Origin of the sequence: uncultured Phascolarctobacterium sp. (genome assembly GCF_902463975.1) — a bacterium.
Lineage (GTDB): Bacteria > Bacillota > Negativicutes > Acidaminococcales > Acidaminococcaceae > Phascolarctobacterium_A.
On the sequence record NZ_CABQHJ010000006.1, the window covers coordinates 24725 to 50009 of the forward strand.

23 protein-coding genes and 1 CRISPR repeat array are annotated in these 25285 nt (G+C 41.4%); of the genes, 21 read left to right on the forward strand and 2 right to left on the reverse strand.

What is annotated here, in order from left to right:
* Positions 1–136 precede the first annotated feature (136 nt).
* From RDW05_RS02815 to RDW05_RS02880, 14 genes are all read left to right on the forward strand, one after another.
* A complete protein-coding gene (locus RDW05_RS02815; protein WP_307977767.1) occupies positions 137–2284 on the forward strand; it encodes a TonB-dependent receptor in 2148 nt (715 codons plus the stop codon).
* Between the two features lie 126 nt (positions 2285–2410).
* Positions 2411–3229, forward strand: a complete 819-nt coding sequence (locus tag RDW05_RS02820) for a 4Fe-4S binding protein (protein WP_307977768.1) — start codon at positions 2411–2413, stop codon at positions 3227–3229.
* Complete coding sequence (locus RDW05_RS02825) at positions 3226–3420, forward strand: hypothetical protein (protein ID WP_304077767.1); 195 nt, start codon at positions 3226–3228, stop codon at positions 3418–3420. The genes RDW05_RS02820 and RDW05_RS02825 overlap by 4 nt, the downstream gene beginning before the upstream one ends.
* Entirely contained in the window at positions 3413–3904 is a 492-nt protein-coding gene (locus RDW05_RS02830; RefSeq protein WP_307977769.1) for a hypothetical protein, read from the forward strand. The genes RDW05_RS02825 and RDW05_RS02830 overlap by 8 nt, the downstream gene beginning before the upstream one ends.
* 230 nt (positions 3905–4134) lie before the next feature.
* Positions 4135–4686 carry a hypothetical protein gene (locus tag RDW05_RS02835; RefSeq protein ID WP_307977770.1) on the forward strand — a complete coding sequence of 184 codons (552 nt, stop codon included), beginning with the start codon at positions 4135–4137 and terminating at the stop codon, positions 4684–4686.
* Between the two features lie 86 nt (positions 4687–4772).
* Complete coding sequence (locus tag RDW05_RS02840; RefSeq protein WP_307977771.1) at positions 4773–6137, forward strand: ATP-binding protein; 1365 nt, start codon at positions 4773–4775, stop codon at positions 6135–6137.
* A 238-nt stretch (positions 6138–6375) separates the two neighbouring features.
* Positions 6376–8310 (forward strand): TonB-dependent receptor, encoded by a 1935-nt coding sequence (locus RDW05_RS02845; protein ID WP_307977772.1) that lies wholly within the window; start codon positions 6376–6378, stop codon positions 8308–8310.
* Positions 8311–8314: 4 nt separating this feature from the next.
* The gene (locus tag RDW05_RS02850; RefSeq protein ID WP_307977773.1) at positions 8315–9280 is read left to right on the forward strand and encodes an ABC transporter substrate-binding protein; all 966 of its coding nucleotides are present in this window, start codon (positions 8315–8317) and stop codon (positions 9278–9280) included.
* A gap of 64 nt (positions 9281–9344) precedes the next feature.
* Positions 9345–9698, forward strand: coding sequence for a CGGC domain-containing protein (locus RDW05_RS02855; RefSeq protein ID WP_307977774.1), 354 nt, complete (start codon positions 9345–9347; stop codon positions 9696–9698).
* A 147-nt stretch (positions 9699–9845) separates the two neighbouring features.
* The gene (locus RDW05_RS02860; RefSeq protein WP_307977775.1) at positions 9846–11072 is read left to right on the forward strand and encodes a M20/M25/M40 family metallo-hydrolase; all 1227 of its coding nucleotides are present in this window, start codon (positions 9846–9848) and stop codon (positions 11070–11072) included.
* Between the two features lie 172 nt (positions 11073–11244).
* Entirely contained in the window at positions 11245–12126 is an 882-nt protein-coding gene (locus RDW05_RS02865; RefSeq protein ID WP_298883129.1) for a hypothetical protein, read from the forward strand.
* 23 nt (positions 12127–12149) lie between these two features.
* On the forward strand, positions 12150–12620 hold the full coding sequence (locus tag RDW05_RS02870; protein WP_009145307.1) for a peptidylprolyl isomerase: 471 nt from the start codon (positions 12150–12152) through the stop codon (positions 12618–12620).
* Positions 12621–12884: a GIY-YIG nuclease family protein gene (locus tag RDW05_RS02875; protein WP_293724995.1), complete on the forward strand. Its 264-nt coding sequence runs from the start codon at positions 12621–12623 to the stop codon at positions 12882–12884. It begins immediately after the preceding gene.
* 102 nt (positions 12885–12986) lie between these two features.
* A complete protein-coding gene (locus RDW05_RS02880; RefSeq protein ID WP_009145305.1) occupies positions 12987–13187 on the forward strand; it encodes a cold shock domain-containing protein in 201 nt (66 codons plus the stop codon).
* A gap of 81 nt (positions 13188–13268) precedes the next feature.
* Here the strand turns inward: RDW05_RS02880 and RDW05_RS02885 are convergent, their stop codons facing one another.
* A complete protein-coding gene (locus tag RDW05_RS02885; protein WP_307977776.1) occupies positions 13269–14468 on the reverse strand; it encodes a glycine betaine/L-proline ABC transporter ATP-binding protein in 1200 nt (399 codons plus the stop codon).
* On the reverse strand, positions 14469–16346 hold the full coding sequence (locus RDW05_RS02890) for a glycine betaine ABC transporter substrate-binding protein (RefSeq protein WP_307977777.1): 1878 nt from the start codon (positions 16344–16346) through the stop codon (positions 14469–14471).
* 391 nt (positions 16347–16737) lie between these two features.
* On the opposite strand from RDW05_RS02890, the gene cas10 reads away from it, so the two are divergent.
* The 7 genes from cas10 to RDW05_RS02925 all read left to right on the forward strand — a co-directional run bounded on the left by cas10 (position 16738) and on the right by RDW05_RS02925 (position 25256).
* Positions 16738–19233: a type III-A CRISPR-associated protein Cas10/Csm1 gene (gene cas10 / locus RDW05_RS02895; RefSeq protein WP_307977778.1), complete on the forward strand. Its 2496-nt coding sequence runs from the start codon at positions 16738–16740 to the stop codon at positions 19231–19233.
* Complete coding sequence (gene csm2, locus RDW05_RS02900) at positions 19230–19721, forward strand: type III-A CRISPR-associated protein Csm2 (protein ID WP_304078277.1); 492 nt, start codon at positions 19230–19232, stop codon at positions 19719–19721. The genes cas10 and csm2 overlap by 4 nt, the downstream gene beginning before the upstream one ends.
* On the forward strand, positions 19718–20413 hold the full coding sequence (csm3, locus tag RDW05_RS02905; protein ID WP_009145300.1) for a type III-A CRISPR-associated RAMP protein Csm3: 696 nt from the start codon (positions 19718–19720) through the stop codon (positions 20411–20413). Before csm2 ends, csm3 begins: the two co-directional genes overlap by 4 nt.
* A gap of 3 nt (positions 20414–20416) precedes the next feature.
* Positions 20417–21430, forward strand: coding sequence for a type III-A CRISPR-associated RAMP protein Csm4 (csm4, locus tag RDW05_RS02910; protein ID WP_307977779.1), 1014 nt, complete (start codon positions 20417–20419; stop codon positions 21428–21430).
* A 22-nt stretch (positions 21431–21452) separates the two neighbouring features.
* Positions 21453–22667, forward strand: a complete 1215-nt coding sequence (gene csm5 / locus RDW05_RS02915) for a type III-A CRISPR-associated RAMP protein Csm5 (RefSeq protein ID WP_307977801.1) — start codon at positions 21453–21455, stop codon at positions 22665–22667.
* Complete coding sequence (gene cas6, locus RDW05_RS02920) at positions 22664–23425, forward strand: CRISPR system precrRNA processing endoribonuclease RAMP protein Cas6 (protein ID WP_307977780.1); 762 nt, start codon at positions 22664–22666, stop codon at positions 23423–23425. Before csm5 ends, cas6 begins: the two co-directional genes overlap by 4 nt.
* 140 nt (positions 23426–23565) lie before the next feature.
* A CRISPR array of direct repeats spans positions 23566–24799; the repeat unit is 34 nt; unit sequence ATTTTAGAGATAGCCCCAAATTAGGGGACGGAAA.
* Between the two features lie 139 nt (positions 24800–24938).
* Positions 24939–25256, forward strand: a complete 318-nt coding sequence (locus RDW05_RS02925; protein ID WP_307977781.1) for an endonuclease domain-containing protein — start codon at positions 24939–24941, stop codon at positions 25254–25256.
* Positions 25257–25285: the final 29 nt, after the last annotated feature.

The following is a 25285-nucleotide window of genomic DNA, read 5'->3' on the forward strand; positions in this document are numbered from 1 at the left end:
CCTTGACTGTCTAGCTGCTATACACAGTATTATAACATATAAAAGAGAGATTGCATATTAATACTTCGTTCAAATAATTTCAAGTGCTTAATACGCAACTCGTTGCTTTTTTTGATGAGTGAATGGAGGTATATCTGTGAAAAAACTGGCTAGTAAAGGTTTATTGATGAGCGCATTGATTTGTGGCAATGTTCTTTGGGGGGGAACTGCGGTTCACGCTGAAGAGATTGGCGAGTATGATCTGGATACGATGGTTGTTACGGCGACGAGAACAGCGCAAGAGAACATAAAAGTTCCTGCTCAGGTTAATGTTATTACTGCTGAGGACATAAAAAAAAGGAATGTCTTAACGATTACTGATGCATTGAAATCTATACCTGGTTTATATGATGCTAGAGTAGGTGGTATGTCTAATACTGCAAATGGTATTCAACTGCGTGGATTTGGTGAGGAAAGTGTATTAGTTCTATATGATGGCATGCCAATGAATGACGGCTATACGGCAAAGGTTGCTTGGAGTGCAATATCGATCGATAATGTTGAGCGTATAGAAGTAGTACAAGGTGCAGCTTCTTCTCTTTATGGTGGTAGAGCTGTTGGCGGCGTTATTAATATTATAAGTAAAGATTCTGATAAGGATACAGCGCATGTATATGCTAACTATGGTTCCGATAATACTTGGAAACGGGGAGTTAATTTCACAAAAAAATTAGATGATAAATGGTCTTTGGGATTTGGTTATGAAAATCGTAGAACAGATGGCTATGATAGAAAGCCAGTATTCTTGTATGATTCTAAAGCAAAAAATACGCATGCAAATACAGAACTAGCTACTGGATCTAATAGTACGATCAGAAATGACGGCAGACAGGTTCAGATTATAGGTACACCTGGAAAACAAGCAAGTAAAGACGATAATTTTAATTTCAAACTCAAACATAAATTTAATGATAAACAGTCTTTGATATATAAATATTCCCATGATAAATTTAAGTCGTTTAGTAATGATGCTAAAACGTATATGCGTGATTCTTCTGGTAATCCGATTTACAAAGGCTATATTCAACTCCCTAATGGCAAATACCTTGATTTCAATGAATCAGATTTTACGGATAGCATAAACTATAAAAAAGTGGATATACATGCTCTTTCCTATCAAGATGATATTAATAATATTAAATTTAATGTTGGTTTAACTAATATTAAAGATAATGGTTATTCTTCAGGAAATGACTTGGCTGGTGAAGGAAGCGGTACTAAGCGTATATATCCTACGAAAGCATATAAGGTTGATTTTCAGAAGGTATGGGATAAGGAAAAACATACTATTGTAACGGGATTTGATATTCAAAAAGATACAATGGATTCATATACCTATAAATTAGCAAAATGGTCAGATAGAGATTCAACTATTGGTTCTTCTATAACCACGTTTGGTGGTACAAATTTAGTTGAAGCTCTCTTCATTCAAGATCAATATAAATTCACTGATGCCTTCAATATGACCGTAGGTTTAAGATTGGATAGATATGAAAAGAAAGATGGATACTACAAAAACAAAAGAATAGATGAAAAATCTTATACTGAGTTAAGTCCTAAACTGGCACTGACGTATACACCAGATGATGATACTACATATTATGTATCTTATGGACATTCTTTCAATCAGCCTACATTATATAAATTATATAGTGAATCAACTTCGATTATGGCAAATCCTTATTTGAAACCAGAGACAAGTGACACTTTGGAAATTGGTTTGAAAAAGAATCTTAGTGAAAAAGCATATATGGGTATAAGTTTGTATAACACAAAAACCCAAGATATGTTAGCTTACGCTCAGAGTCCTGATCCTAACAAGAGATGGTATATTAATATTGACGAAGCTAAACGTATGGGTGCTGAATTTGATTTTAAATTTAAGCATGATGATAAAATTAGTTCTTATTTAAATGTTACCATGCAAAATGCTAAAGATGATAATGATAAACGAATCTCTTCTATCCCTAAGCGCATTGTAAATCTTGGATTAGATTATAATTATGATAAATGGAGTGCTTATATCGAAGGGCAGTATTCCAGTGACAGATTGGATGACGGCGATGTCGGTGGTAAATTGTATTCCGAAGATCCTTTCTTTATCGCTAATGCAGGCGTAAGTTATAAATTTATGAAAAATGCTGTTGTAAGTTTAGCTGTTAGGAATCTGTTTGATCGTGATTATTGGCAATGGTATAAGGCACCAGGTAGAACTTGGAATGTTGGTGTAGACTTTACATTCTAATCCCCTCGTTCATCTCTCATCAATTACATAAAGCAATAAGGATAGGGTAAACTTGCTCCCTATCCTTATTTGCGCCTTTGCCGAGAGGCAATCTATGTAAAAATTCTAAAGGAAGGTGGTGGATACATGGCTTATAACCTTAAACGTTTAACCGGCTATGCTCTTGGCTTTGTACTGTTTTACGCGCCGGTGGCGCTCTTTCAGCGTTGCCTGTTCTATCTGCTTTACGGCAGCTGGCAGCCGCAGAGTATTCACGGCCTTTGCTTTCGTATACCGATAGAGCATATTTTAGACGGAATAATTTGGCGACTGACACCGATAAGCATGCTGAGCACATTACTGCTTTTGGCGGCAGCCTTCTTCCTGGGGCCTGTTTTTTGCGGCAGGCTGTGTCCGGCAGGTGCGTTCACCGAATATCTGTCGAAGCTGGTGCCGTCCAAATTTCAAATCAGCTGGCATCGTTATACAGAAATTGCCCCCATCCGTTACGGTATGTTGGCAGGCTTTTGCCTGGTACCTTTTTTCGGCGGTATTTTGGCTTGCTCTTATTGCAATTTCTTTTTGTTTGATTTACTTGCCAACTACTATACGCAGGGTTACTTTATTTCGCTGACCTCCAGTCTGCTGCTGACAGCAATTATGTGGGTGCTTGTCTTTGGTATCTTCACTAAAGGCGGACGCGGCTTCTGCAATTTTTTGTGTCCTGTAGGAGCAGCACAGGGACTGATGCATGCCTTAGGCTGCAAGCTGCCGTTTGTACTGCGCATGCGTGTAGACGAAAATCAATGCATAGGCTGTAGTTTATGCGCAAAGAAATGCCCGATGGAATCCGCTGAGCTTGCTGAAGGCAAAGCGCAGATTAACCAGCATAACTGCATCTGCTGCGGTGTATGTCAGCATGCTTGCCCGGTGCAGGCTATCAGCTATGGGAGGAAACGCGTATGAAAAGTAAGCTGATAAATTTTATTGCGGCAATGGGCATTCCCGTCAGCGGCATTACTACGCAGGGGGCAGGTTGTACAGGGATTTGCGGCAGCTGCAGTTTAAATTGCGCGCCGGGAATTGTTGCTTTACTGCTTTTGGCAGGCAAGGCAATTTACAAACGTTATCATGGCGGGGTGGTGCAGCATGAATAAGAAAATGTTGAAGCGTGTACTGGCCTTTGTGCTGATGGCGGCTGTAATGGTAGGCCTGGTGTTTTTCCGCAGTGAAAATAATTGCGACAAGCACTATTTCCGTGCTAAGCTGGCGCGGGGGCAGGAGGTGCATTGCCAAATAGATTTGGGCAAGGAGGGCGAGCTGAAATATTTGCTGCAGCCTAATGTCTATACATTATATTTACGCTTGCTGCCGGAGGATAAGCAAGCGCAGCTGCGTTGCGAGGGCGAGGGTCTGCAGATGTTGCTGTCGCGCAGCAGCAAGAAAGGCTTGTGGCGCAAGCTGGCGCCTGATGAGATGATTAGGCAGTACAAGGGACAGTTGGGATTGAGCGCTGAACTGTATGTTTCACCGGAGCAGCTGAAAAAGCGGCACGTACAGCAGGGAAAAATCAAGTTTTATGATGCAAAAGGCCTGTATGGTACTGTTGTCATTGACGTAATCAATTCGCGGGTGAAGTAATTTTAATAGGGTAACTTTAAGCTGTGGGCAGAGGTTCTGTCTGCAGCTTTTTGTCGTATAAATAACAAAGATATATTCCTAAGTTTTCTTGCAATCAATTAGGAATAGTGATAAAATAGCGAATGAAAAAAGCAATTAATTGAGATTTACACTTAGTTGTTTTGTGCTTATCATGTTGTAATCAGACAAGCAGTGCTGACAGCTGCTGACGTTAAAAGGAGGCTTATATTATGGCTGAAGAGTTTAACAAAAATCAACAAGAAGTGAAAAACAAGATTCGTAAAGGGATAGTTGAGAGCCTGCTTGGCAGTAAGCTGGAAACAGAAAATGCAGAAATGCCGATAAGGTCCAGCTTTGTGAATCATAACCTGGATGATTATAATATTATAGATACTCATTATCAATTTTTAAAGGATGAAGTTTTGCATGAACTGGGTGCGTATCTTTTGCACAATAAAAGTGCTAATGAGAATGATGAAATGGCAATCAGAGCCAGCTATGTTAATCACACGCCTGAGGATACCCGTATTCTTGATGGTCATTACCAAAAGCTGAAGGATGAAATCTGCCATGAAATTGCTCAACAGGTTGTCGGTGACAAGGTTGCTGTCGAAAGGGATGCTATGGCAATTCGTGCAAGCTATCTGCATGAGTTGCAGGAGCAGGGAAGCCTGAATGAAGCTATTGCCAAACGCCTGCTGGCTAAAGGCATGAGCGTGGCTGATGTTGCTGAGGCTATGCAGATGCCTAAGGAAAGTGTTGCTAAGCTGCAGAAAAAATAGGAAAAAATTACAGAATGCACCAATTTACGATTAAGTCGCTTAATGTTATAATATAAGCAACTTATGAGTAGAGTTGGTGCATTTTCATGTTTATTGGGCGAAAAAAGGAACTTGCTATATTAGAAAAACTTTATAACAGTAATGAATTGAACTGCGTATGTTTGACTGGCGATGCCGGAATTGGCAAAACAGCGTTACTGCAAGAATTTGCTAGACGCAAGCATAAAGCATATTTTTGTGTACGCGCAAGTACTAATAATGCCAATAAAGCAGCTTTTTACACAGAGCTGTCAGCGCAAGGCATTGTTCAATGCAGCAGTGGCTATTGGCAGGATATACTTAAGTTAATTTATAAAAAGGCTAAGGGAGAAAAGATAGTATTATTGATAGACGATGTGCAGGAACTGGAAAACAGTTTTAGTGAGCTGTTGCCTGAAATAATTGCATGCCTGCAGACTGAGGCAGAAAAATTAAGACTTTTGCTGGTATTTAGCGGCAGAGAATGTGACTATGTATTACATTTATTAGGAAAAAGCAAATTGCCGCTATCTAAAATATTTTTGCAGTCATTAAATTATGAAGATGTTTTGCCTTGCTTAATTCCATTTAGCAATGAAGAAAAAGTGTTGCTTTATGGAGTAACTGGAGGAAAACCAGCCTATTTGCAGCTTATAGACAGTACGCTAAGCTTTAAGGATAATCTGTATAATTTATTCTTTAAGCCCACAGCTTCGTTACTGCATGTTGCCGAACAGATTCTAGCATTGCATTTTCGTCAGCCGCATATTTATCATGCAATATTATGTTCAGTTGCTTGTGGTGCAATACATATGAAGGAGATAGCAGAGGCAGTAGGTATGCCTGATAATAAGACTTCGAAGTATGTTGGAGTATTGGTAGAAAAAGGATTACTGAAAAAGCTTGTACCGCTTGTAGAAGCAAAGCTTGGTAAGCAGCAAAAAACGACGTGTTATATATTATCTGATTCTATGCTTACTTTTTGGTATCGCTTTGTTTATCCTTTTTTAAGCAGTATAGCTATGGGCTGTGGAAACTATTTATTACGTACGAAGGTACTGCCGGTTTTAGATGATTACGCAAAGGTGCTTTTTTTAGAAATATGTCGACAGTATTGTTTTACGTTACGTGAACGTGGTGATTTTCATAAATTTATGCAATTTGGTTATCTTTGGCCAAAAGATAATTGTGCAGCAGAACAAATCCGCTTGATTGCTTATGATAAAAATAGTGCTGGCTTTATGCAATGCGTATGGGGAAAAAGTAAGGTTGATGTTCCGTTAATAAAACAGCTACAAGGAGAATATGCTGACAAAACAGGCCGTAGTAATTATTATATTGTTTTTTCAAGACGCGGCTTTACTGATAGAGCTTTAGGATATGCAGCGCGGACTAAGGAAGTCAGATTGGTATCGTTGTTTTACTTAAAATAAATCTAAACGTAAGTAGAATAGAGTGAGAATTTATTTAGACTCCTTGCTCTATTCTACTTATGAGTTGAGTAATGAAAACGGCTTAAAATAATGCTTTAAGCCGTTTTTTCTTTTCGAAAAAAAGAGTCCATGAATTTGCTGTTAATCATTGCAGTTTAAAGCAAGTAATTATATAATCTTTATCGTAATGATTTGCATTAGTTTTTTGGGTATGATTTAGTAAAGGAGCGAGTGAACTATGATGAAAAGAATGATTCCCCTAAATTTGTTACTTGGATTAAGTATATTGGCAACTGGAAATGCTGCAGCACAAACAGAAGCTTTGCAGGAATACAGCTTGCCTGGCATGAATGTTACTGCTTTGGGTTACGAAAAATCTAATTTGGAAACACCTGCTGATGTAACTGTTTATTCTGGCGAGGAATTGAAGAAGACAGGCGCAAGCGATGTAGCTAACGCACTGAAGTATACTGCTGGCGTATATTTTACTCAGATGGGCCCTCATGACCAAAGCTTTATTACCGGTAACAGCACCTTGAGTCTGCGTGGTATTAAAGGCGGAACTTTAGTTTTGATTAATGGCGTGCCTGCAAGCTTTAATAATGTAAGCCATTTAGATATGTTGAATTTGGATACTGTAGAAAAGGTAGAAGTAGTTAAAGGTGGCGGCGCTGTGCTTTATGGCAGTGAAGCATATGGCGGTGTAATTAACGTAATAACTAAAAATGAATATAAAAATAGCCTTCATATTGCTGCAGGTAACAAAGGTCAGCGTGATTACAGTGCTGCAATCAGCGCTGGTAAGCTGGGCATAACCTTGGGACGTAATGAAATGGGTGAAACTGGTATTTTAACTCAAAATCAAGGAACCAAGACAATTAATGGTGTAAAAGTACCGTATTATATAGGCTTTGGTGATAGTAAGAAGGATCATCTTGGTGTAAGCTATAAGTTTGATGATAAATTGAGCTTTAATTACATGTTTGACAAGAAAAAATATACTATCGATTACCTTGGTGCTGATAATAGCAAATTACAGCATTTTGATTATGATGATCGTGAGCATTTTGCGCAACTGCATTTTAATGACCAAAATGGTTTTGATGCTACAGCGTACTATAATGAGCGTATTATCCGCAATCCGGATTATTATATTGTAAGACCTGATAATCTGGAATGGGAGCGTAGTGACCATAAAAACTATGGCGCTGATTTAAAAAAGGTTTGGCAAAATGATAAAGACAAGGTTTTGCTTGGCTTTAATACAAAACGCGAACTTTATGTAGATGAAAATCAAAAATTTGCTTCTTTTGGCAATAGCAGCAGTGCGCTTAAACCTTATGCACGCTTTGGCAGCTATAGCTTAAATGGTTATTCCTTTTATGGACAATATGACCGTAAGCTGAGTGAAGCAACTGATGTTGTTTTAAGTATGCGTGAAGACTTAATTCGTTCTGATGCTGGTAATTATAATGCATTTTTGCCGCAGTTGCAGATTTTAACAAAGCTTGACCAGGAAAATTCACTTTATGCTAATGCTGGTCGTTCTTTCAGAATGCCTACATTCCGCCAGCTGTATTATTCCAGCGGAGTAATACTGCAAAACCCTGATTTGAAACCAGAATATGGTTGGAATTATGAGGCTGGTTATAAGCATGATAATGGTAAAGAACAGTTTAAGGCTGCAGTTTTCCATATTGACTTGGATGATCAGATTACAAGCAGAAAGGTTAATGGTCTTTCTCAGTCCTATAATGCTGCCAAATATAAAAATACTGGTATAGAATTAAGCTACACCAATCAGCTTGATGAAAATCTTACTTGGACTGTTGGCGGTATTTACAGCAAGCCGCAAAACAAAACCACTAATACAGCACCGTGGAAGGATGTATTGGGCAAATATCAGGTGATGACATCAATTGATTATCAGCATGATAAGACTAATGCATCTTTAAATCTGAGCTATATGGGTGGTCGTGTAAACAACAACAAGCAAACAGATGTGAAGCCGATTCTGCTTTCTAATCTGCATGTCGGCCATGAGGTTTTTGCTAACGCAACATTGACACTGGATATCAATAATATCTTTAATCGTAGAGATTTGACTGATCCCGATGGTTTGTATTATACACAAGGAAGAACCTTCCTGGTAGGATTGAATTATAATTTCTAAGCCTATGAAGAAATTATTCTGGTGCTTTTGTTTGTTGCTATGCTGCTTAGGATGCGTAGCTTGCGGACCTCAGCAAGATAAAATTAGCGACCGGCAAAATATTAGTGTAAACAATTATAATTTTTTTGGAGATGAACAGAAGGTTATATTTAAACAAGTACCACAACGTATTTTAGTGTGTGGTAATAGCGGAGTTGAAACCTTAGTGGCTTTGGGTGCTGGTGATAAAATTGCAGCAGCTGTTCTGACGGAAGCTGAAGATAAAGGACGTCTGCAAGCTCTTTTGCCAAATACTAGAATTTATACGCAACCTCTGCAGCTGGAGGCTGCTGTAGCACTACAACCGGATTTTATTCTTGGGTGGCGCAGGTATTTTGCAGATAATCAATTAGGTGATACGTCAAGCTGGATAGCTAATGGAATACCAGCATACATTCAGGATGCATCAGGACCTGTACCGGCGAAGGGAAGATTTCCTGCCTGTACCATTGCCAGTGAGAAAAGGTTTATCAGCAATATGGGACTTGCACTAGGAAAGCAGCAGCAGGCGCAGGATATAATCCAAAGGATTGATGCAGAATTGCAGGCTGTTGAGAAAATACCGGCACAAAAGGTTCTGTTTGTAGAATTTCTCAATGGTAATATAGAAGTCTTTGGTAATGACCTTTTATGTGGAGATATAATTCGTCATTATGGTTGTTCGTTAGTGAGTTACAGCGCTCCCTTCATCAGTCAGGAAGAAATGATGGAAATGCAGGCTGCTAAAATCTTTGTTGTCTATCATGGCGGGGAACAGCAGAAGCAAGCAGCGCTAGCACAACTGCATAATCCCCTGTATAAGCATTTACCGGCAATAGCAAGTGGTCAGGTTTATCCTATAGCTTATAAGCAGATAGTAGCTCCAGGCAGTGATTTGTTAGGAACGTTGAAGTATATTAAGCAATGCTTACTTGCCAACCCTCCTCAATAATGATAAAATCAAATGAACAGCAAGGCTTACAATGCCTGCAAGTTATTTTTTGGAGGAATATATTATGAAGAAAATAGCAATTCTGCGTTGCCTGAAAACCTCCGCTTCCTGTGCGGGAGCAGGCTGTCTGCGTGCTTTTTATGAAAAGGACAAAGCCTTTGCCCAGTATGGAGATGAAGAGCTGCGCCTGATGGCGATGTGGACCTGTAACGGCTGCGGCGATTCCAAGCTGGAAAATCAGGAGGGTATCCGTAAAAAGATTGAACGTATGAAGGCGTTGGAGCTGGATGCGCTGCATATCAGTCACTGCACGCACAAAAAGGATGCCAATGGTGAAAAGCATCTCTGTTCCAAGATTAAAGCGATTATCGATGAACTGCAGGAAGCCGGCATTACCATCGTAGACGGCACTCACTGAAAAATATATAAAGTTTTGCAAAGCAGCAGTCAGCAATGGCTGTTGCTTTTTACTTTATCAACTTAAAAAAATCTCCCGTGGCAGGAATTTTTACCCGCTCTAACGAATAAATATAACTATGATTCCAAATACGAAAGGGGTAATAAAATGAGAGAAGCCGTAAAAAAGTATATTGCCGAGCATTATGAGGATTATGTGAAGGATTTGGAAGCCTTGACGAATATTGATTCCGGTAATGGTGACAGAGAAGGCACAGAGGCAGCAAATAAATTTGTTGCTGAAAAAATGACAGCTATCGGTGCTACCACGGAGTTCAGATATAACGACAGAGCCTGCCACCTTATTTCCCGCTTAAAGGGAACAGGCAAATACACGATTCTGCTTGTTGCCCATGTTGATACAGTATTTAAAAAGGGTGAAGCTGCACGTCGTCCGTTCCGTGTTGACGAGAATAACTTTGCCTGGGGACCTGGTGTAGGCGATGACAAGGCTACCGTTGTAGAGGTTATCTATGGCTTGGAGGCATTGAAGGCAGCAGGCTTTGATAATTTTAAGGAAATTATTTATTACACTAACGGTGAAGAGGAGGGCGGCAGCAAGACTGCCGAGGATATTGTGGCAGAGCTGTCACAGCAGTCCGATTTTGCGATTATCATGGACGTTGCCCGTCCGAACTGGGGCATTGTTACCCAGCGCAAGGGCAATGCCAAATATCGCGTTGAGGTTACCGGTAAGGGCGGACACCACGGCAACGCATCTCAATCCTGCGCTAACGCTATTCACCAGCTGGCTTATACAATTACCGAGCTGCAGAAGCTTGCCAGCCCCATGCCGGGAAATCCGGAGGATTACACGGCAGCAGCGTTGAAGGCGCGCGGTATTGTCGATGCAGGCCAATTTATTCCGCAGAATACCGTTAATGTTGGCGTAATCGGTTCTACCAATGACAAAATCAGCGTTATTCCGGGTGATGCCTTCTGCGAGGTAAATATTCGTTGCTTTACGATTGAAGAACAGCAGCGCATTGATGCTGAGGTTAAGGCATTGGCAGATAAGGTTGTTATCCCCGGCACCAGCATTAAGATTACCGGCGGCATTGTTACCGGACCGATGCAGAAAACGGCGCAGGCACAGAAGATGGTTGATGTTTATAAGCGTATCGTTAAAGAGGAATACGGCGTTGAGGTAAACGAATGGGTAGCAGGCGGCCTCACCGACGGCAACCGCACAGCGAAGTTCGTACCGACACTGGATGCTTTGGGTGTAGAAAACTATGATGAGCATACCGACCATGAATCTGTAGATTTGAACACCGCAGTTCCCAGAACTACAGCCTTTGCACTGACGCTTGCGGAGCTGGCAGAAACCTTCTGATAAAAATTTCATAATGAGCTGAAAGCTTTCCCCGCGTACTGAATGTGCGTCGGGGAAACTTTTTTGCTATATTCTGACTTTCTGCCAACCTTTATATGTTTTACATAATGACTAGACACTGCACTTGTGGTATAATAAAATAGTTAAAATCTTACAGATAAGGTGTGATGATATGTCGAAAAAAAGTAATAAATATGCAGGTGATCAGCCTGCCGCTTACGATCCTACAGGTGTAAGCGAGTATCTTGGCCTGGGACGCCCGATTGACTTTGATAAAAAGCCGGTGCGTATTGCTATGATGTGTGCTGTTGCTATTTCTGTTGTGGTAACGCTGTGGAAATGCTCTACCGGTATGGATTCCGGCGCTGCTGTAGTAAGCGCTTTAGGTTATGCTTTATCCTTCCTCTTCAGCTATATGCTGGCTCTGGAGCTTGATCCTGACCGTCAGCTCGGCGGTTTCATCGGCGGCGGTCTGACGCTGATAGCAACTTATTTTATGGGCGAGGGCAATATCCTGGTAATGCTGTGGCTGCTCTTTATCCTGCGTATGCTGAACCGCAGCTCCGGTGACAGACATCGTCTGATTGATAACGTTATTATGATTGGCAGTGCTGCCTGGCTAGGCCTGCAGGGCTTGTGGGTATTCCCGCTGCTGACCGGTGCTGCCTATATTTTGGAAAGCCAAATTCAGGCAGGTTATTTCCGCAGTTTGTATCTGGCAGGTATTTCTCTTGCTTGCCTGATTTTTGCAAAGTATGATACTGTTGCCAATGAGCTGTCTATGAGCAATATTATTATTATGGCACTGGCCTTCATTCTTTTTCTGCCGGAAATCCGCGTGGCAGATTACGTGAAGTCCAAGGGTGATAAAAACGGCAAGCGTCTGCTGCCGAAGCGTCTGCAGACCATGCAGGGTTATTTCTGCATGATGCTATTCAGTCTGACATTTTTGCATGGCAATGCTATCGTACCGTCTTTGATGCCGGCTGTAGGTGCTGCGGCAGGCTGCGGTATCTATCTGTTTGTTGCGCTGCTGAAGCATGAAGTATTTTAAAGCTATTCTGGAGGTAAATATCAATGAGTGAAAACAGAAAAATTAAATTTACAACTAATAAAGGTGTTTTCGTTGCCGAAATGTTTGAGGACAAGGCTCCGCTGACTACTAAAAACTTTATCGAGCTGGTAGAAAAAGGCTTTTACGACGGTATTATTTTTCACCGTGTAATCGACGGCTTTATGATTCAGGGCGGCGACCCGACCGGTACCGGTATGGGTGGCCCCGGCTACAAGATTAAAGACGAATTCGGTGAAGGACTGAAGCATGACGACGAGGGCATTCTGTCCATGGCTAATGCAGGCCCGAACACTGGCGGCAGCCAATTCTTCATCACTCTGGCACCGACTCCCTGGCTGAACGGCCACCATGCAATTTTCGGCAAAGTTGTTGAAGGCATGGATGTTGTTCGCCTGATCGGCGTAGTACCGACTGATTTCCGTGACCGTCCGCGCGAAGCTGTGACCATGGAAAAGGTAGAGGTTGTAAAATAAATGGCGGCGTTTGTATATATGCTGCGCTGCAAGGACGGCAGCTTATATACAGGCTGGACCAATGATCTGGAGCACCGTCTGGCGATGCACAGCAGCGGACGCGGCGCCAAATATACGCGTGGACGCGGTCCTTTGGAGCTGGTCTACAGCGAAGAGCTGCCGGATAAGGAAGCGGCTTTGCGGCGCGAGTGTGCCATAAAAAAGCTGCGCCGGGAGCAGAAGCTCGCTTTGCTGCAGACATGGCAAGCTCGCATTGCAGAATAAAATTATAAAGATTCAGACAAATATTTGCTTTTCCTGTACATATAGGCTATAATAAGCTAAGTGAGTTTTAGAGGCTCAAATAGTAATTAGGGAGGCCTACAGATGACAGGCAAAGTTAAATGGTTTAATGCAGAAAAGGGCTATGGTTTTATCCAAAGAGAAGGCGGCAAGGATTTGTTCGTTCACTTCTCCGGTATTAAAAGCGAAGGCTTTAAAACCTTAGAAGAAGGCTGGAACGTAGAATTTGACGTTATCCAGGGTGACCGTGGCGAACAGGCAACTAACGTTGTACATGTTGAATAATAAATGCAAGTAAAAAGCTGATGCTAAGGCAGGTAACTGCCAGAGCATCAGCTTTTTTGCTGTTTGCGGGAGGATGAGAGTTCAGTTGGTGACAAAGGAGGATATAACGGAAGCCTTGGTGACAATGCCGCAAAATAGTTTGTTCTCGTCAATTACGGGCAGAGGAAAGGGTGTGCTTGCCGAAAGCGGCATAATATCTGCTACGGGTGTATCAAGATTATCTATCACAGGCACATTGCGCAGAATACTTTTCTCAAAGGTTGTATAGCCGGAAAGCACCTGCATAGCGCTATCCAATGTGATAATACCGATAAAACGCAGATGCTCGTCAACTACGTAAGCACTGGATACGCCGCTGTTTTTCATATTGCGCAGAGCAACGGCAGCACCGTCGATATTGCGCACGATACATGTCTGCGTACTCATTACGTTACGTACAGTGAATATCTTACTGGAATCGGCATTATTGATAAAGCTACGTACATAGTCATCTGCTGGATTGGTAATCATTTCCTCCGGCGTACCGATTTGCACCATGCGGCCGTCGCGCAAAATGCCGACGTGTGTTCCCAGACGGAAGGCTTCGTTGATATCGTGGGTGATAAAAACAATGGTTTTGCCGGTCTTTTCCTGAATACGTAGCAGCTCAAACTGTAAATCGTTGCGTACCAAGGGGTCGAGGGCGGAAAAGGCTTCGTCCATCAGCAGAATATCGGGATCGTTGGCAAGTGCGCGGGCGATGCCTACGCGTTGCTTCATGCCGCCGGAAAGCGCACTGATACGCGTTTTTTCCCAGCCCTGCAGGCCAACCATTTCCAGCATCTGCATAGCCTTTTCGGTACGTTCCTTCAGCGGTACTCCGCGAATCTCCAAACCGTAGTAGGCATTCTCCAAAACATTACGGTTGCTGATAAGCCCGAAATTCTGAAAAACCATAGCTACCTTAGTGCGGCGCAGCTCTTGCAGCTGCTTATTGCTGAAATTGGTAATATTATCACCTTCAAGGTAAACTGTGCCTGAGGTTGGCGGGTTCAGCATATTCAGGCAACGGATAAGTGTGGATTTGCCGCTGCCGGAAAGACCGATGAGGACAAATACCTCGCCCTTGTTGACCGTAAAATCTATATCAATCAGACCTGCGGTGATGCCGGTGGCTTCCTGCACCTCGGTGCGGGAAGTGCCCTGCTCCAGCATGGTCATAGCCTTTTTTTCGTTTTGCGAATGCTCCAGAGGAATAAACAGCTTGTACAGGTTTTTTACCTGCAATACAGGTACAGTCATTTATTTTCCCTCCTTTTTCTTATCTGCCAGGCTTTGCGTCAGGCGGTCGATGATAATTGCAATAATAACGATAGAAATACCGGCGATAAGTCCGCGGCCGGATTCTGTACGGTTAATGGCAATCAGCACCTCCATGCCTAGGCCGTTGGCACCGATCATCGCGCAGGTAACAACCATTGCTACGGCCATCATCATAGTTTGGTTGATGCCTGTCATAATCGTGGGCATGGCCTGCGGAATCTGCACCTTGAACAGTGTTTGCCAACGCGAAGCGCCGAAGGCAGCGGAGGCTTCGACAACGTTAGGGTCAACCTGCTGAATACCGTGGCTGGTTAAGCGGATTACAGGCACAACGGCATAAACTACCGTAGCAAGAACTGCAGGCACCTTGCCGGGACCGAGCAGCATAACTGCGGGAATCATATAAACAAAGGTCGGCATGGTCTGCATTGCGTCAAGCAAAGGACGCAGCAGTCGGTTTGCCAGTTTGCTTGTGGAAACAAGAATGCCGATGGGCAGTCCTAAAAGCAACGAGATGATAACCGAAGAAATAACTACCGCCAGTGTTTCGTTCATCATGCTCCAATAGCCGAAGGCGCCGATGGCGAAAAGTCCTATCCCGTAGATAATACCGCGCGACAGCTTGCCGGTAAGCACTTTGCCCAAGGCAGCAATAGCGATGATAGTCAGCCACCAGGGAATAAAGTTCAGCAATCGTTCGATAGAAAGAATACACCAGGTAAGAATATCCTTCACCTTATTGAAGAAGTTGGCATAGGTGGTGTTGATGTAGTTGACGAAATTATCAATAGGCTTGGTCCAGTCCACCTGAATTTCTTCCGGGAAGCTCAACAGCCAATTGCCTGCGGTCGCGCTGTCACCCTTGAGGGCTTTGTTGATGCTTTGCAGTTTGTCATCGGGCAGCCACTGTGCGAGCAGCTCGGGGTGGCGCTGCATGAACCAGATGGCAGCCTCGTCATATGTGCATTTGGTATCTGCAATGTGCGCTAACGCTTCTGCGGTAAGTGCGCTGGTTGTGTGATATTTTTGCAGGAAGGCAACAAATTCCGGTGCCTTGCTCTGCAGTTGTTTGTTGGCAACGATGCAGACGGGCACGGAGCGTGCTTCCGTCAGGCCGCGCTGAAAGCCGATTTCATTGTAGGGCTCGTCCTGCAGCAGAACGAGGTCCAGCTTGCCGGTGAGCCAGGTCGGTTCGTAGTTGTAGCCTACGATGGGCTCGCCCTTAGTGTAGGCGGCGAGGAAGGCGCTGTTCAGTGCAGGCTCGCTGCCGGAACGGAAGTAGACGTAATTTTTGTTTAAGCCGTAAGCTTCATATTTCAAATAAAGTATCTTATCAATGCTCCAGCCGGGAATTGCGCCGTAAAGACGGCCTTTGGAGGGATCTTCGGGATCCTTGAACAGGTGCGCATAGCGCGCCAGGTCTTTAACGGTTTTCAAATCCGGAGCGAGAGGTTTGATGCCGCGCTTGGCGTCACCCTCAATAAGATAGCGGGGAACATAAAGGCCCTGCTTATCATCATCAAAGTTGATGCCAAGGTTGAGCAGCTTGCCGGTTTTCATGTCAGCTTCAAAGGTAGGCACGTTATCGGTCCACAGCTCCATATGCACATCTACGTCGCCGCGGAGCAGCGCTGTCTGGATGATGGGAGTAGAGCCACTGATAATCTTAGGCGTGATGTTATAGGCGTGAGTGCCGATGAAACCGGCAACGGCGTTGTGAAATTTGACACTGTCCCAGCCGGCGTCGGCGAAAACAACCTCTTGCTTTGCTTGCTCATTAGCGGCGTTGACCTTGCCTGCTATAAATCCAAGTGAGGTCAGTATGAGTAAAAAAACGGCTGATAATTTTCGTAACATGGCTTCACCTCCGTCAAAGCAATAAAAAGAAAAATACTCCTCTTAAATTTATTTTACAAAGCGAAAATTCTTCTTGTCAACTGCAAATGCAACAATGTATAAAAGAATAACTTTAAAAACTAAAGTTATTGTAAATGCAGAGTTTTGTATAAAGAGAAGTGTATGCGGATATTGGTGAGGATGATAAAAACCAATTAGAAGAGTGATTGAGAAATGTCGGAGTTAATATTAATAGATATAGAAGAAACACCTGAAAGTATTAAATTTTCGTTATGAAGAGAATGCGCACCAAAATTTCCTAAAAGGATTTCAAAAAATATTGTAGAATTATATTAATAGCTTTTTCTTACGTTTGTTATATAAAGTCGATTTTCTGAAAGGGGGATTTTGAGTGGCGGAAATAGATGTATTAATTAAGGCAGCCTTGTTGCATGACATAGGTAAGATGTGTTTGCGTGCTGACCATAGTTTGGGGAATCACTCTAATGCCGGAGCAAATTTTTTAAAAAAGTATATGGATAATTCTCCGGAAGCAGAGCAGGTTTTACGTTGTTTGCGGTTACACCATGCTAAAGCTTTGACAACAGCAAAACCTTTAGCTGATGATTTTAGCTATATTGTATATGAGGCTGATAATATTGCTGCTGCAGCCGACAGACGCGAGCGTGAAGATGAGGGTGTTGACCGTGGCTTTGATGCACAGTCTTGCTTGCAAAGTGTGTTTAATATTTTTGGAGAACAAACCAGTAATCCGGTTAGCAAATATTATTTACGTGGGCTGAATCCTTCGGATAAATTTAATTATCCGACAACGGAAATGTGCTATGCTTCAGATGACAAGTATGAAGAGCTTGTAAATGTATTGGAAAGTAATTTTCAACGTGCCGGTGTACTTGATATGAGTAACGGCGAACTTTTGCGCATTTTGGAGGATGTTATGAGTTACATACCATCCAGTACGAATAAAAATGAAGTTTGTGATATTTCGCTATATATTCATTCTAAGGTAACAGCAGCGCTTGCCTCTTGTATGTATGAATATTTTTTAGCAAATAAGATTAAAGATTATAAAAAATACTGCTATGACCAATCCGGTAATAGTGAATTTAGAAAACAGGATGCATTTTTGCTTGTATCAGGAGATTTTTCTGGAATACAAGATTTTATTTATACTGTACCAAGTAAGGGTGCTTTAAAATCTCTAAGAGGTCGCTCTTTCTATTTAGAAATTTTTATGGAGAATTATATTGATGAGATTTTACAGCAGCTTGGCTTGAGCAGAGCTAATCTGTTATATACAGGCGGTGGGCATTTCTATCTTTTAGCTGCTAATACGGATACTACAAAAGACAATTTGAAGAAAATACAGAATGCCTGCAATGAATGGTTATTGGAAAAATTTGGTACAAAGCTGTATATGGCTATGGGTTTTGCTCCCTGCAGTGCTTCTGACTTACAGAATTCAGGTATGCAACGTAATGTATTTGCTGCTGTAAGTAAAAAATTAAATCAAGATAAGCTATGTCGCTATGATATTCAAAATTTGGCAAAGCTCTTTGATAGTGATAGCAGTTATAATAAAAATCTTGATGGCAGCAGAGAATGCGCTGTTTGCCATATGTCCAGTAAAAAATTAATTGCGAATGGTGATGCAGGTGATATTTGTCCGACTTGCAAAGGGCTATTTCAGTTGGGAGAAAAGCTTTTTAAATCTAATAGACATTTTGCTGTTTTAAGCAAAGCTGTTGGTGAAGAACTGGATTTATTTGGTTACAATAAACCGCTGTTTTTAGCTGTCATGGATGAAAAGGAGCTGGAAGAAAACAGCAGTAGCCTGGTACGTATTTACAGTAAAAATAAAGCTTTGACAGGTAGAAATATCGGAACTCGCTTATGGTTAGCTGATTATTACAGTACTAATGATAAAGGTGCTGTTATGGAGTTTGAAGATTTAGCTGAACAATGTTGCGATGGTGGGCATGGTATTAAGCGTTTAGGCGTTTTACGTGCGGATGTAGATAATTTAGGTGCCGCTTTTATCGGTGGCTTTATCCGTTATGGTAAAGAAGAACCGGAAAAATATGCTACATTGTCAAGATATGCTGATTTATCCAGAGATTTAGGTATGTTCTTTAAATTGGCAGTAGGTAAGCTTTGCAGAGGTGAGCTGAATGGCTTTGACAACATTAATCAGCAGCAATTCAGCTTATATGGCTTACAAAAGCCGGTGCAGAGAAAAGTTCATGTTGTATATTCCGGCGGTGATGATATGTTCATTGTGGGAGCATGGGATGAGCTTATAGAGCTTGCTGTAGATATAAGACGAGCTTTTACAAGGTTTACTAATGGCAAATTGAGTTTTTCAGCAGGATTGGCAATGTTCAGTCATGGATATCCGATAAGCAAGATGGCTGAAATTACCGGCATGTTGGAGAGTGCAGCTAAGAGCAGCAACAAAATGAAAAACAGCATTGCTTTATTTGGCTTTGAAACGGAACAGAAAAATGCGGAAAGCGGTTTATGCTGTGAACATATCTATGACTGGACAACGTTTACCGATAAGGTTTGTAAGGAAAAGCTGCAATTTCTTTTACAACACCTGAATATAGATACTGTTGACAATAATAAATTGAAGGCTGGCAAAGCTATGCTTTATAGACTGCTGAATTTACTGGAAGAAAAGGATGACAACATGAATCTGGCAAGATTTGCCTATACGCTTGGACGTATGCAACCGGAAAAAGCCTCGGTACAGTTGCAGCAGTGCTACAATGAATTCAGTCAGCAGATGTATAAATGGTTTAAAGATGCTGATGCCAGAAAACAGTTACGGACAGCTCTAGACTTAATTATTTATTATATTCGTGATACGAAGGAGGATGCATGATGGTTAATAATATGCGGGAACAACTTGTCAAAGCCGGGTATGCGCAGAATAGCAGACCTAATATGCAGAAAAAAGGACAACAATTTGATTTTGATAATTTTGATGTTGTAACTGAGGCAGAAAAAGCAATTAAAGGGCTGCAACATAAAGATAGATACGATAATATTAAAATTGATGTTACCACCTCGCAAATCAGAAAGTTTTTGACAGCAGTAAATGTTGTGCGCAATAAAGTTGACCTTTATAAGGCAAAAAACAAAGGTGCTGAAGCTTTATCTAAAGAATTGACTGCTGAAATTAAATTTTTAAAGGTTAATTTGCTCTATCAGGCCGGAAGAACAGTTGCTGTAAAACAATTTATGATAATTTCAAAGCTGGATGTTATTATCGATAGTATTGGCGATAGTTTAGCTAGATTTGTGAAATTCACTAAATATGTAGAAGCACTCGTTGCATATCATAAGTTTTTAGGAGGTAAGGATAAATGATGGAAGAACAGAAAAGACAACAACAGCCATTGCAGGGAAAAATAGTTCTGTCAGGTATTTTACAGGTACTGACAGGTATGCATATTGGCGGAAGCAGTGACTTTGCTCCGATTGGTGCAGTAGACAGCCCCTTTATCCGTGATCCGTTTAGTCATGCGCCAATTATTCCTGGCAGCTCTTTAAAAGGCAAGATTAGAACTTTGCTGGCAAAGATAAATTGTGATGGTTATGTTTTAAATAAGGTTGCTGATGATAATGAAATTGTAGCACGCTTGTTTGGTGCCAGCGGCAAAAATTATGCCATGCCGGCTCGTCTGCAGTTTTTTGACTTGTTTGTAACGGAGGATACTAAAAACAATTTCAATGCGATAGAAACAGACACTTACATTGGTGAGGTTAAATTCGAAAATACTATCAACAGAGCCAGTGGTGTAGCTAATCCACGTCAGATTGAACGTGTACCGGCAGGAGCGGAGTTTGACTTTAAGCTGGTTTATAATGTTGAAAATCTGCAGGATGTACAAGAAGATTTAGAAACCTTGGCTGAAGGTTTTGAACTGTTGGCTAACGATTATCTTGGCGGACATGGTTCTCGCGGATATGGCAGGGTAAGATTACATGATATTAAGCTGCGGGTTATTGGTAAGTTGGATATAGATTTAGCAGCCTATGAGGATTTGTTTAAGGATTGATGCATGATGATGTATTATATTTTTACCTTAAAATTTTTGACACCGGTACATTTTGGTGACACTGCCAATGGTGGCAGTTTGGATAAGTTTTCGCTTCAATGCAGTGCGGATACATTATTTGCAGCCTTGTGTAATGAAGCTGCAAATAAAGGGAGTGATGCAGTAGAAACGTTGGTGAAAAAAACAGCAGAAGGGAAGATAGTTTTTTCCAGCTTATTTCCCTATTGGCGTACTGTTGATGATGATTTATATTTTTACTTACCCAAACCGTTGCTGAAGCTAGAGCAAGAAGAGCAACAATCCGCAAAAAGCTTTGAGGAAATCAAACAATTAGCTACTAAGCTGAAAAAGCAGAAAAAATCAACATATATACGTGCTTCGCAGATTAATAGTTTGCTGGAGTCCGGTAGCAGTGATAGACAATTTGCTGTGCCTGAGTTTGCAGCGCCGCTTGTTGCTGGAAGAGTTGCGTTGCGTGAGGAAAAACCGCTTCCATATTATGTGGGCAGTTACGTATTCAGTGAGCACTCCGGTTTGTATTTCATACTGGGTGTTGAGCATGAAGAAGAGTTTACTTTGATAAAGGATTTGTTGCTTAGTCTTGGCTATAGTGGCATAGGTGGTAAGCGTAGTAGTGGCTATGGGAAATTTGAACTGGCTGATGATGAATGGGAGTTGTTTGATGATGGTGGTGTCTATGACGATGATACTGCCATCGCACTGATGCTGTATAACGAAAAAAGTAAGTACCAAATGTGTCTTGCTCCTGTTTGTCCCGAGGCTGATGAATTGGCAGTGGTTAAGCAGGGAAGCTATAAGCTGATTAAGCGTGGTGGTTTTATTGCATCATCTGCGGCAAAGGATAATATTAAGCGTAATAGTATTTACATGCTGCAGGAAGGCTCATGCTTTTCTGAAAGATTACGCGGACAAATGCTGCAGCAGACTGTGGACGGTTTAGCACATGATGTTTACCGTGATGGAATAGGAATGTTTGTGGGGTTAAAAAATGAATAGCAAACAATTTGAAACAGCAAAAATGTGCCTGAAGGTAGTTACACCTATAAATATTTCTGACGGTATAGTGTTGGGAGCTAAGGATTATTTGTACGATAGCAGAACGCAGAAGGTATATTTTTTGAATCTGCATCAATGGCATATGTTTATTTATAAGCATATGCTGTTGGAAAAATATGAAAGCTATCTTGGAAACTTTTGGGATAAACAGAGCTTGTTGGAATGGCTTCAGATGCAGGGATATGATATAGATGATGTACGTACTGTTATAACTTCAGAAGCACATGCAACAGTTAATCTGATGGATAACGAAAAAAAGAAAACACTCAATGATATTAACAGACATATTCAGCAGCCTGATGGAAGCCTATATGTTCCGGGAAGCAGCTTAAAAGGCGTGTTCAGAACAGCGATTTTGTATAGTCTTTTGCAGAAAAGACAGGATATTAAGGTTAAATATTGGTGTTATATTAAACAGCAAGTGGATATAATTGAAAAGCTGCTGGAAGAGGAAAGAAAGCCTCGAGAATTACAAATAATGCCTCATTCTGTAATAAAAAAGAAGAAAGATCAGGCTGCTAAAGAAATTGACAAGCTAACTGCAAGTTTAGAAAGCGAACTGCTAAATGCACTACGCCTAAAAGATGATAAGGAGCGCAACATCAGTAACAAGAATGCGGTCTGCAGCGCAATGCGTGGTTTGCAGGTTAGTGATACTTATGCGAGTCGGAATATGCAGACAGCTATTTTGCAAAAAGTTGATGGCGGATTTGACAAATTTGGCAAGGCTTCTCCCAAAAAACTTCCGATTTTCAGAGAATGCATGCTTCCCGAAGCAGAGTTGTTCTTTGATGTAAAGATTGAAAAGGCTGTTATGAACACCATTGCCATTAACAGCGTTGACGATTTGTTGAAGGCAACGCACAGCTTTTTTGCGGCGGTGACAGATTTGCTGCAACAGGCGTTTGGAAAAGAGTATCAAGAAGCATTTCAAGGTGTAGCAGCCGGCAATATGTTCCTTGGCGGTAATACAGGCTTTTTAAGTAAAACTCTTTTAGCCATGGTGGCTCCGGATAAAGATACTGCAAAAAATACTATCAAGGTATTGCTGGACAAAAGCTTTAAAACTCACAAGCATTTGCTGCGTGATAAGATTATTGCACCGCGTACTCTTAAATGTACAAATTATAATGGTAAGCTGATGCTGATGGGAGTTGCGGAGGTGCGCAAAGTATGATTCGTTCATTGGAAATAAAGCTGGCTGCTCCGACAGGTGCAAAGCTTACGCAGTCTGCCTGCTCATTGCTGCACGGCGTGCTGATGGAGCATATTGACAGCACATATGCAGAGCTTTTGCATCAACAGAGCTTGCGTCCGTATAGCCAGTATCTTTATTTTGATAAGGAACGTGCCGGTGTTTACTGGCGCTTGACGGCGCTGAATAAGCAAGCAGATGATGAATTATTGGGAGCAGCATTTTCGCTGCCGGCGACTGTTTATTTGAAGAAAAAACAGATGGAAGTACAGCTTGTGAGCAAGGAATATCTGAAGGAAACCAGCTATGCTGAAATTGCAGAAAAATGCTTTGCAAAGCCGTTAACAGGAAAATATTTAAGCTGTAGCTTTTTGACATCCTGCAGTTTTAAAAGCGAAGGGCAATATGTAATTTTCCCTCAACCGCAATTTCTGCTTGGCAGTCTTATAAAGCGCTGGAACAGCTTTGCTGATAAGGAAAGACTGGATGCGCTTGGATTAGCACAAGACTTGGCGCAGGAAACATACGTTGCTGATTACAAGCTGAGCTTACGCTCCTTTAGTGTGGATGGCGCACGCATACCAGCATTTAGAGGATTATATGTGTTAGGTATGAAAAATAATGTGATGTGCAACAGGATTATCGCTATGTTGGGTGAATATGCTGATTATAGCGGTATAGGAATTAAGACTGCCTTGGGAATGGGGGCAGTTAAAACATCATTGAATGAAAAATTTTGAGTGAAACTGCGCCGCACCGCTTGCAGAGTGGATTTGGAGGGTGTGAGGCAGGTTGTTTTTAGGGCAAGTGGTCTGTTGGTAAGGCCTGCGCCGCAAATGGCGGGCGCAGACCTTATGACAGGCGGACTTGCAGGGACAGGATTTTAGAGATAGCCCCAAATTAGGGGACGGAAATCGTATCATATATAACGCCTTGCAGGTCAGCGATAAAGAAATTTTAGAGATAGCCCCAAATTAGGGGACGGAAATCTTTTTTTATCCGTTTTCAATCGCCGTTGCCTCCTCGTATTTTAGAGATAGCCCCAAATTAGGGGACGGAAATCAGCAACGAAGAATAAATGATAACTATTATTAATTTTAGAGATAGCCCCAAATTAGGGGACGGAAATCAACCTTCTCATAAATTAAATACCTGTTTAATTTATTTTAGAGATAGCCCCAAATTAGGGGACGGAAATATATAATTCCTTCACTGTTAGCAACGAAGAATAAAATTTTAGAGATAGCCCCAAATTAGGGGACGGAAATTTTACTCTGATTTCCATGTTATATACTCCTTTTATTTTTATTTTAGAGATAGCCCCAAATTAGGGGACGGAAATCAACACGTGCTATGCATATTTACATCAACTATATTTTATTTTAGAGATAGCCCCAAATTAGGGGACGGAAATAATTTTCCAACAGTGTATTTTGTATTTTTAATCAATTTTAGAGATAGCCCCAAATTAGGGGACGGAAACATTGTAGCGAATACATTACTAGCTTGGAATGGTTTCTATTTTAGAGATAGCCCCAAATTAGGGGACGGAAACGCATAGCGTTCAATCATCTATACAAGGCTCACAATTTTAGAGATAGCCCCAAATTAGGGGACGGAAACCATTGTTGTACAATAGATATCATGTTTAATATTCAGATTTTAGAGATAGCCCCAAATTAGGGGACGGAAACCAACAGTTTTTAGAAGATAATATTCCGAAAACATATTTTAGAGATAGCCCCAAATTAGGGGACGGAAACGAACAAGCCCAGCTCCATTGCTCTTTGTGTCGGGGATTTTAGAGATAGCCCCAAATTAGGGGACGGAAACTTCTAGCCTCCTGCGTGTATTCCTTATTGTAAAGAATTTTAGAGATAGCCCCAAATTAGGGGACGGAAACAAGTCGACGGGGAAAAACTCGTTTAAGTAGATACGGATTTTAGAGATAGCCCCAAATTAGGGGACGTAAACGACGATACGCGGCAGTATACGGCTATTTTGGTGTATTTTAGAGATAACCCCAAATTAGGGGACGGAAATAGACTTCTCGCCGCTTCAATGATTTCGCTGATCGTCTGTTTCAGGGATAGCCCCAAAATAGGGGACGTAACAAGCCTCCCCTTCCAGGGGAGGTGTCTGCGAAAGCAGACGGAGGGGTTTTGTAAGAATTAAGGGAAGAACAATACTTATGGATCATCAAGAAGATTTGTTATGACATGTTGGAAAAATTAACTTTGTAAAAGGAGCAATATGAGCACTAAAATTTTATATAATGGTCAAAATAAAGAAAATGCTAGATACTTACGAAAAAATATGACCAGACAAGAACGAAAAATATGGTATGATTTTCTTAGAAACCATAAATATAAGTGGTATAGACAAAGAAGAATAGGGAATTATATAGTTGACTTTTATTGTGATAAACTTCATTTAGTGATAGAGATAGATGGCGGACAGCATTATGAAGAAAGGCAGAAAGCGTATGACGAAGAAAGAACAAAAATGTTAAATAACAATGGGATAGAGGTAATAAGAATAGTAAACAATGAAGTTGATAGGAATTTTTAGTAGTATGTCAGTATTTAGAGCTTCGTATA

Excerpts from the sequence above, each read along its gene's own strand:
- RDW05_RS02820 (WP_307977768.1), top strand. The coding sequence starts at position 2,411 with ATGGCTTATAACCTTAAACGTTTAACCGGCTATGCTCTTGGCTTTGTA.
- RDW05_RS02825 (WP_304077767.1), top strand. The coding sequence starts at position 3,226 with ATGAAAAGTAAGCTGATAAATTTTATTGCGGCAATGGGCATTCCCGTC.
- RDW05_RS02830 (WP_307977769.1), top strand. The coding sequence starts at position 3,413 with ATGAATAAGAAAATGTTGAAGCGTGTACTGGCCTTTGTGCTGATGGCG.
- RDW05_RS02835 (WP_307977770.1), top strand. The coding sequence starts at position 4,135 with ATGGCTGAAGAGTTTAACAAAAATCAACAAGAAGTGAAAAACAAGATT.
- RDW05_RS02840 (WP_307977771.1), top strand. The coding sequence starts at position 4,773 with ATGTTTATTGGGCGAAAAAAGGAACTTGCTATATTAGAAAAACTTTAT.
- RDW05_RS02845 (WP_307977772.1), top strand. The coding sequence starts at position 6,376 with ATGATGAAAAGAATGATTCCCCTAAATTTGTTACTTGGATTAAGTATA.
- RDW05_RS02850 (WP_307977773.1), top strand. The coding sequence starts at position 8,315 with ATGAAGAAATTATTCTGGTGCTTTTGTTTGTTGCTATGCTGCTTAGGA.
- RDW05_RS02855 (WP_307977774.1), top strand. The coding sequence starts at position 9,345 with ATGAAGAAAATAGCAATTCTGCGTTGCCTGAAAACCTCCGCTTCCTGT.
- RDW05_RS02860 (WP_307977775.1), top strand. The coding sequence starts at position 9,846 with ATGAGAGAAGCCGTAAAAAAGTATATTGCCGAGCATTATGAGGATTAT.
- RDW05_RS02865 (WP_298883129.1), top strand. The coding sequence starts at position 11,245 with ATGTCGAAAAAAAGTAATAAATATGCAGGTGATCAGCCTGCCGCTTAC.
- RDW05_RS02870 (WP_009145307.1), top strand. The coding sequence starts at position 12,150 with ATGAGTGAAAACAGAAAAATTAAATTTACAACTAATAAAGGTGTTTTC.
- RDW05_RS02875 (WP_293724995.1), top strand. The coding sequence starts at position 12,621 with ATGGCGGCGTTTGTATATATGCTGCGCTGCAAGGACGGCAGCTTATAT.
- RDW05_RS02880 (WP_009145305.1), top strand. The coding sequence starts at position 12,987 with ATGACAGGCAAAGTTAAATGGTTTAATGCAGAAAAGGGCTATGGTTTT.
- RDW05_RS02885 (WP_307977776.1), bottom strand. The coding sequence starts at position 14,468 with ATGACTGTACCTGTATTGCAGGTAAAAAACCTGTACAAGCTGTTTATT.
- RDW05_RS02890 (WP_307977777.1), bottom strand. The coding sequence starts at position 16,346 with ATGTTACGAAAATTATCAGCCGTTTTTTTACTCATACTGACCTCACTT.
- csm2 (WP_304078277.1), top strand. The coding sequence starts at position 19,230 with ATGATGGTTAATAATATGCGGGAACAACTTGTCAAAGCCGGGTATGCG.
- csm3 (WP_009145300.1), top strand. The coding sequence starts at position 19,718 with ATGATGGAAGAACAGAAAAGACAACAACAGCCATTGCAGGGAAAAATA.
- csm4 (WP_307977779.1), top strand. The coding sequence starts at position 20,417 with ATGATGATGTATTATATTTTTACCTTAAAATTTTTGACACCGGTACAT.
- csm5 (WP_307977801.1), top strand. The coding sequence starts at position 21,453 with ATGTGCCTGAAGGTAGTTACACCTATAAATATTTCTGACGGTATAGTG.
- cas6 (WP_307977780.1), top strand. The coding sequence starts at position 22,664 with ATGATTCGTTCATTGGAAATAAAGCTGGCTGCTCCGACAGGTGCAAAG.
- RDW05_RS02925 (WP_307977781.1), top strand. The coding sequence starts at position 24,939 with ATGAGCACTAAAATTTTATATAATGGTCAAAATAAAGAAAATGCTAGA.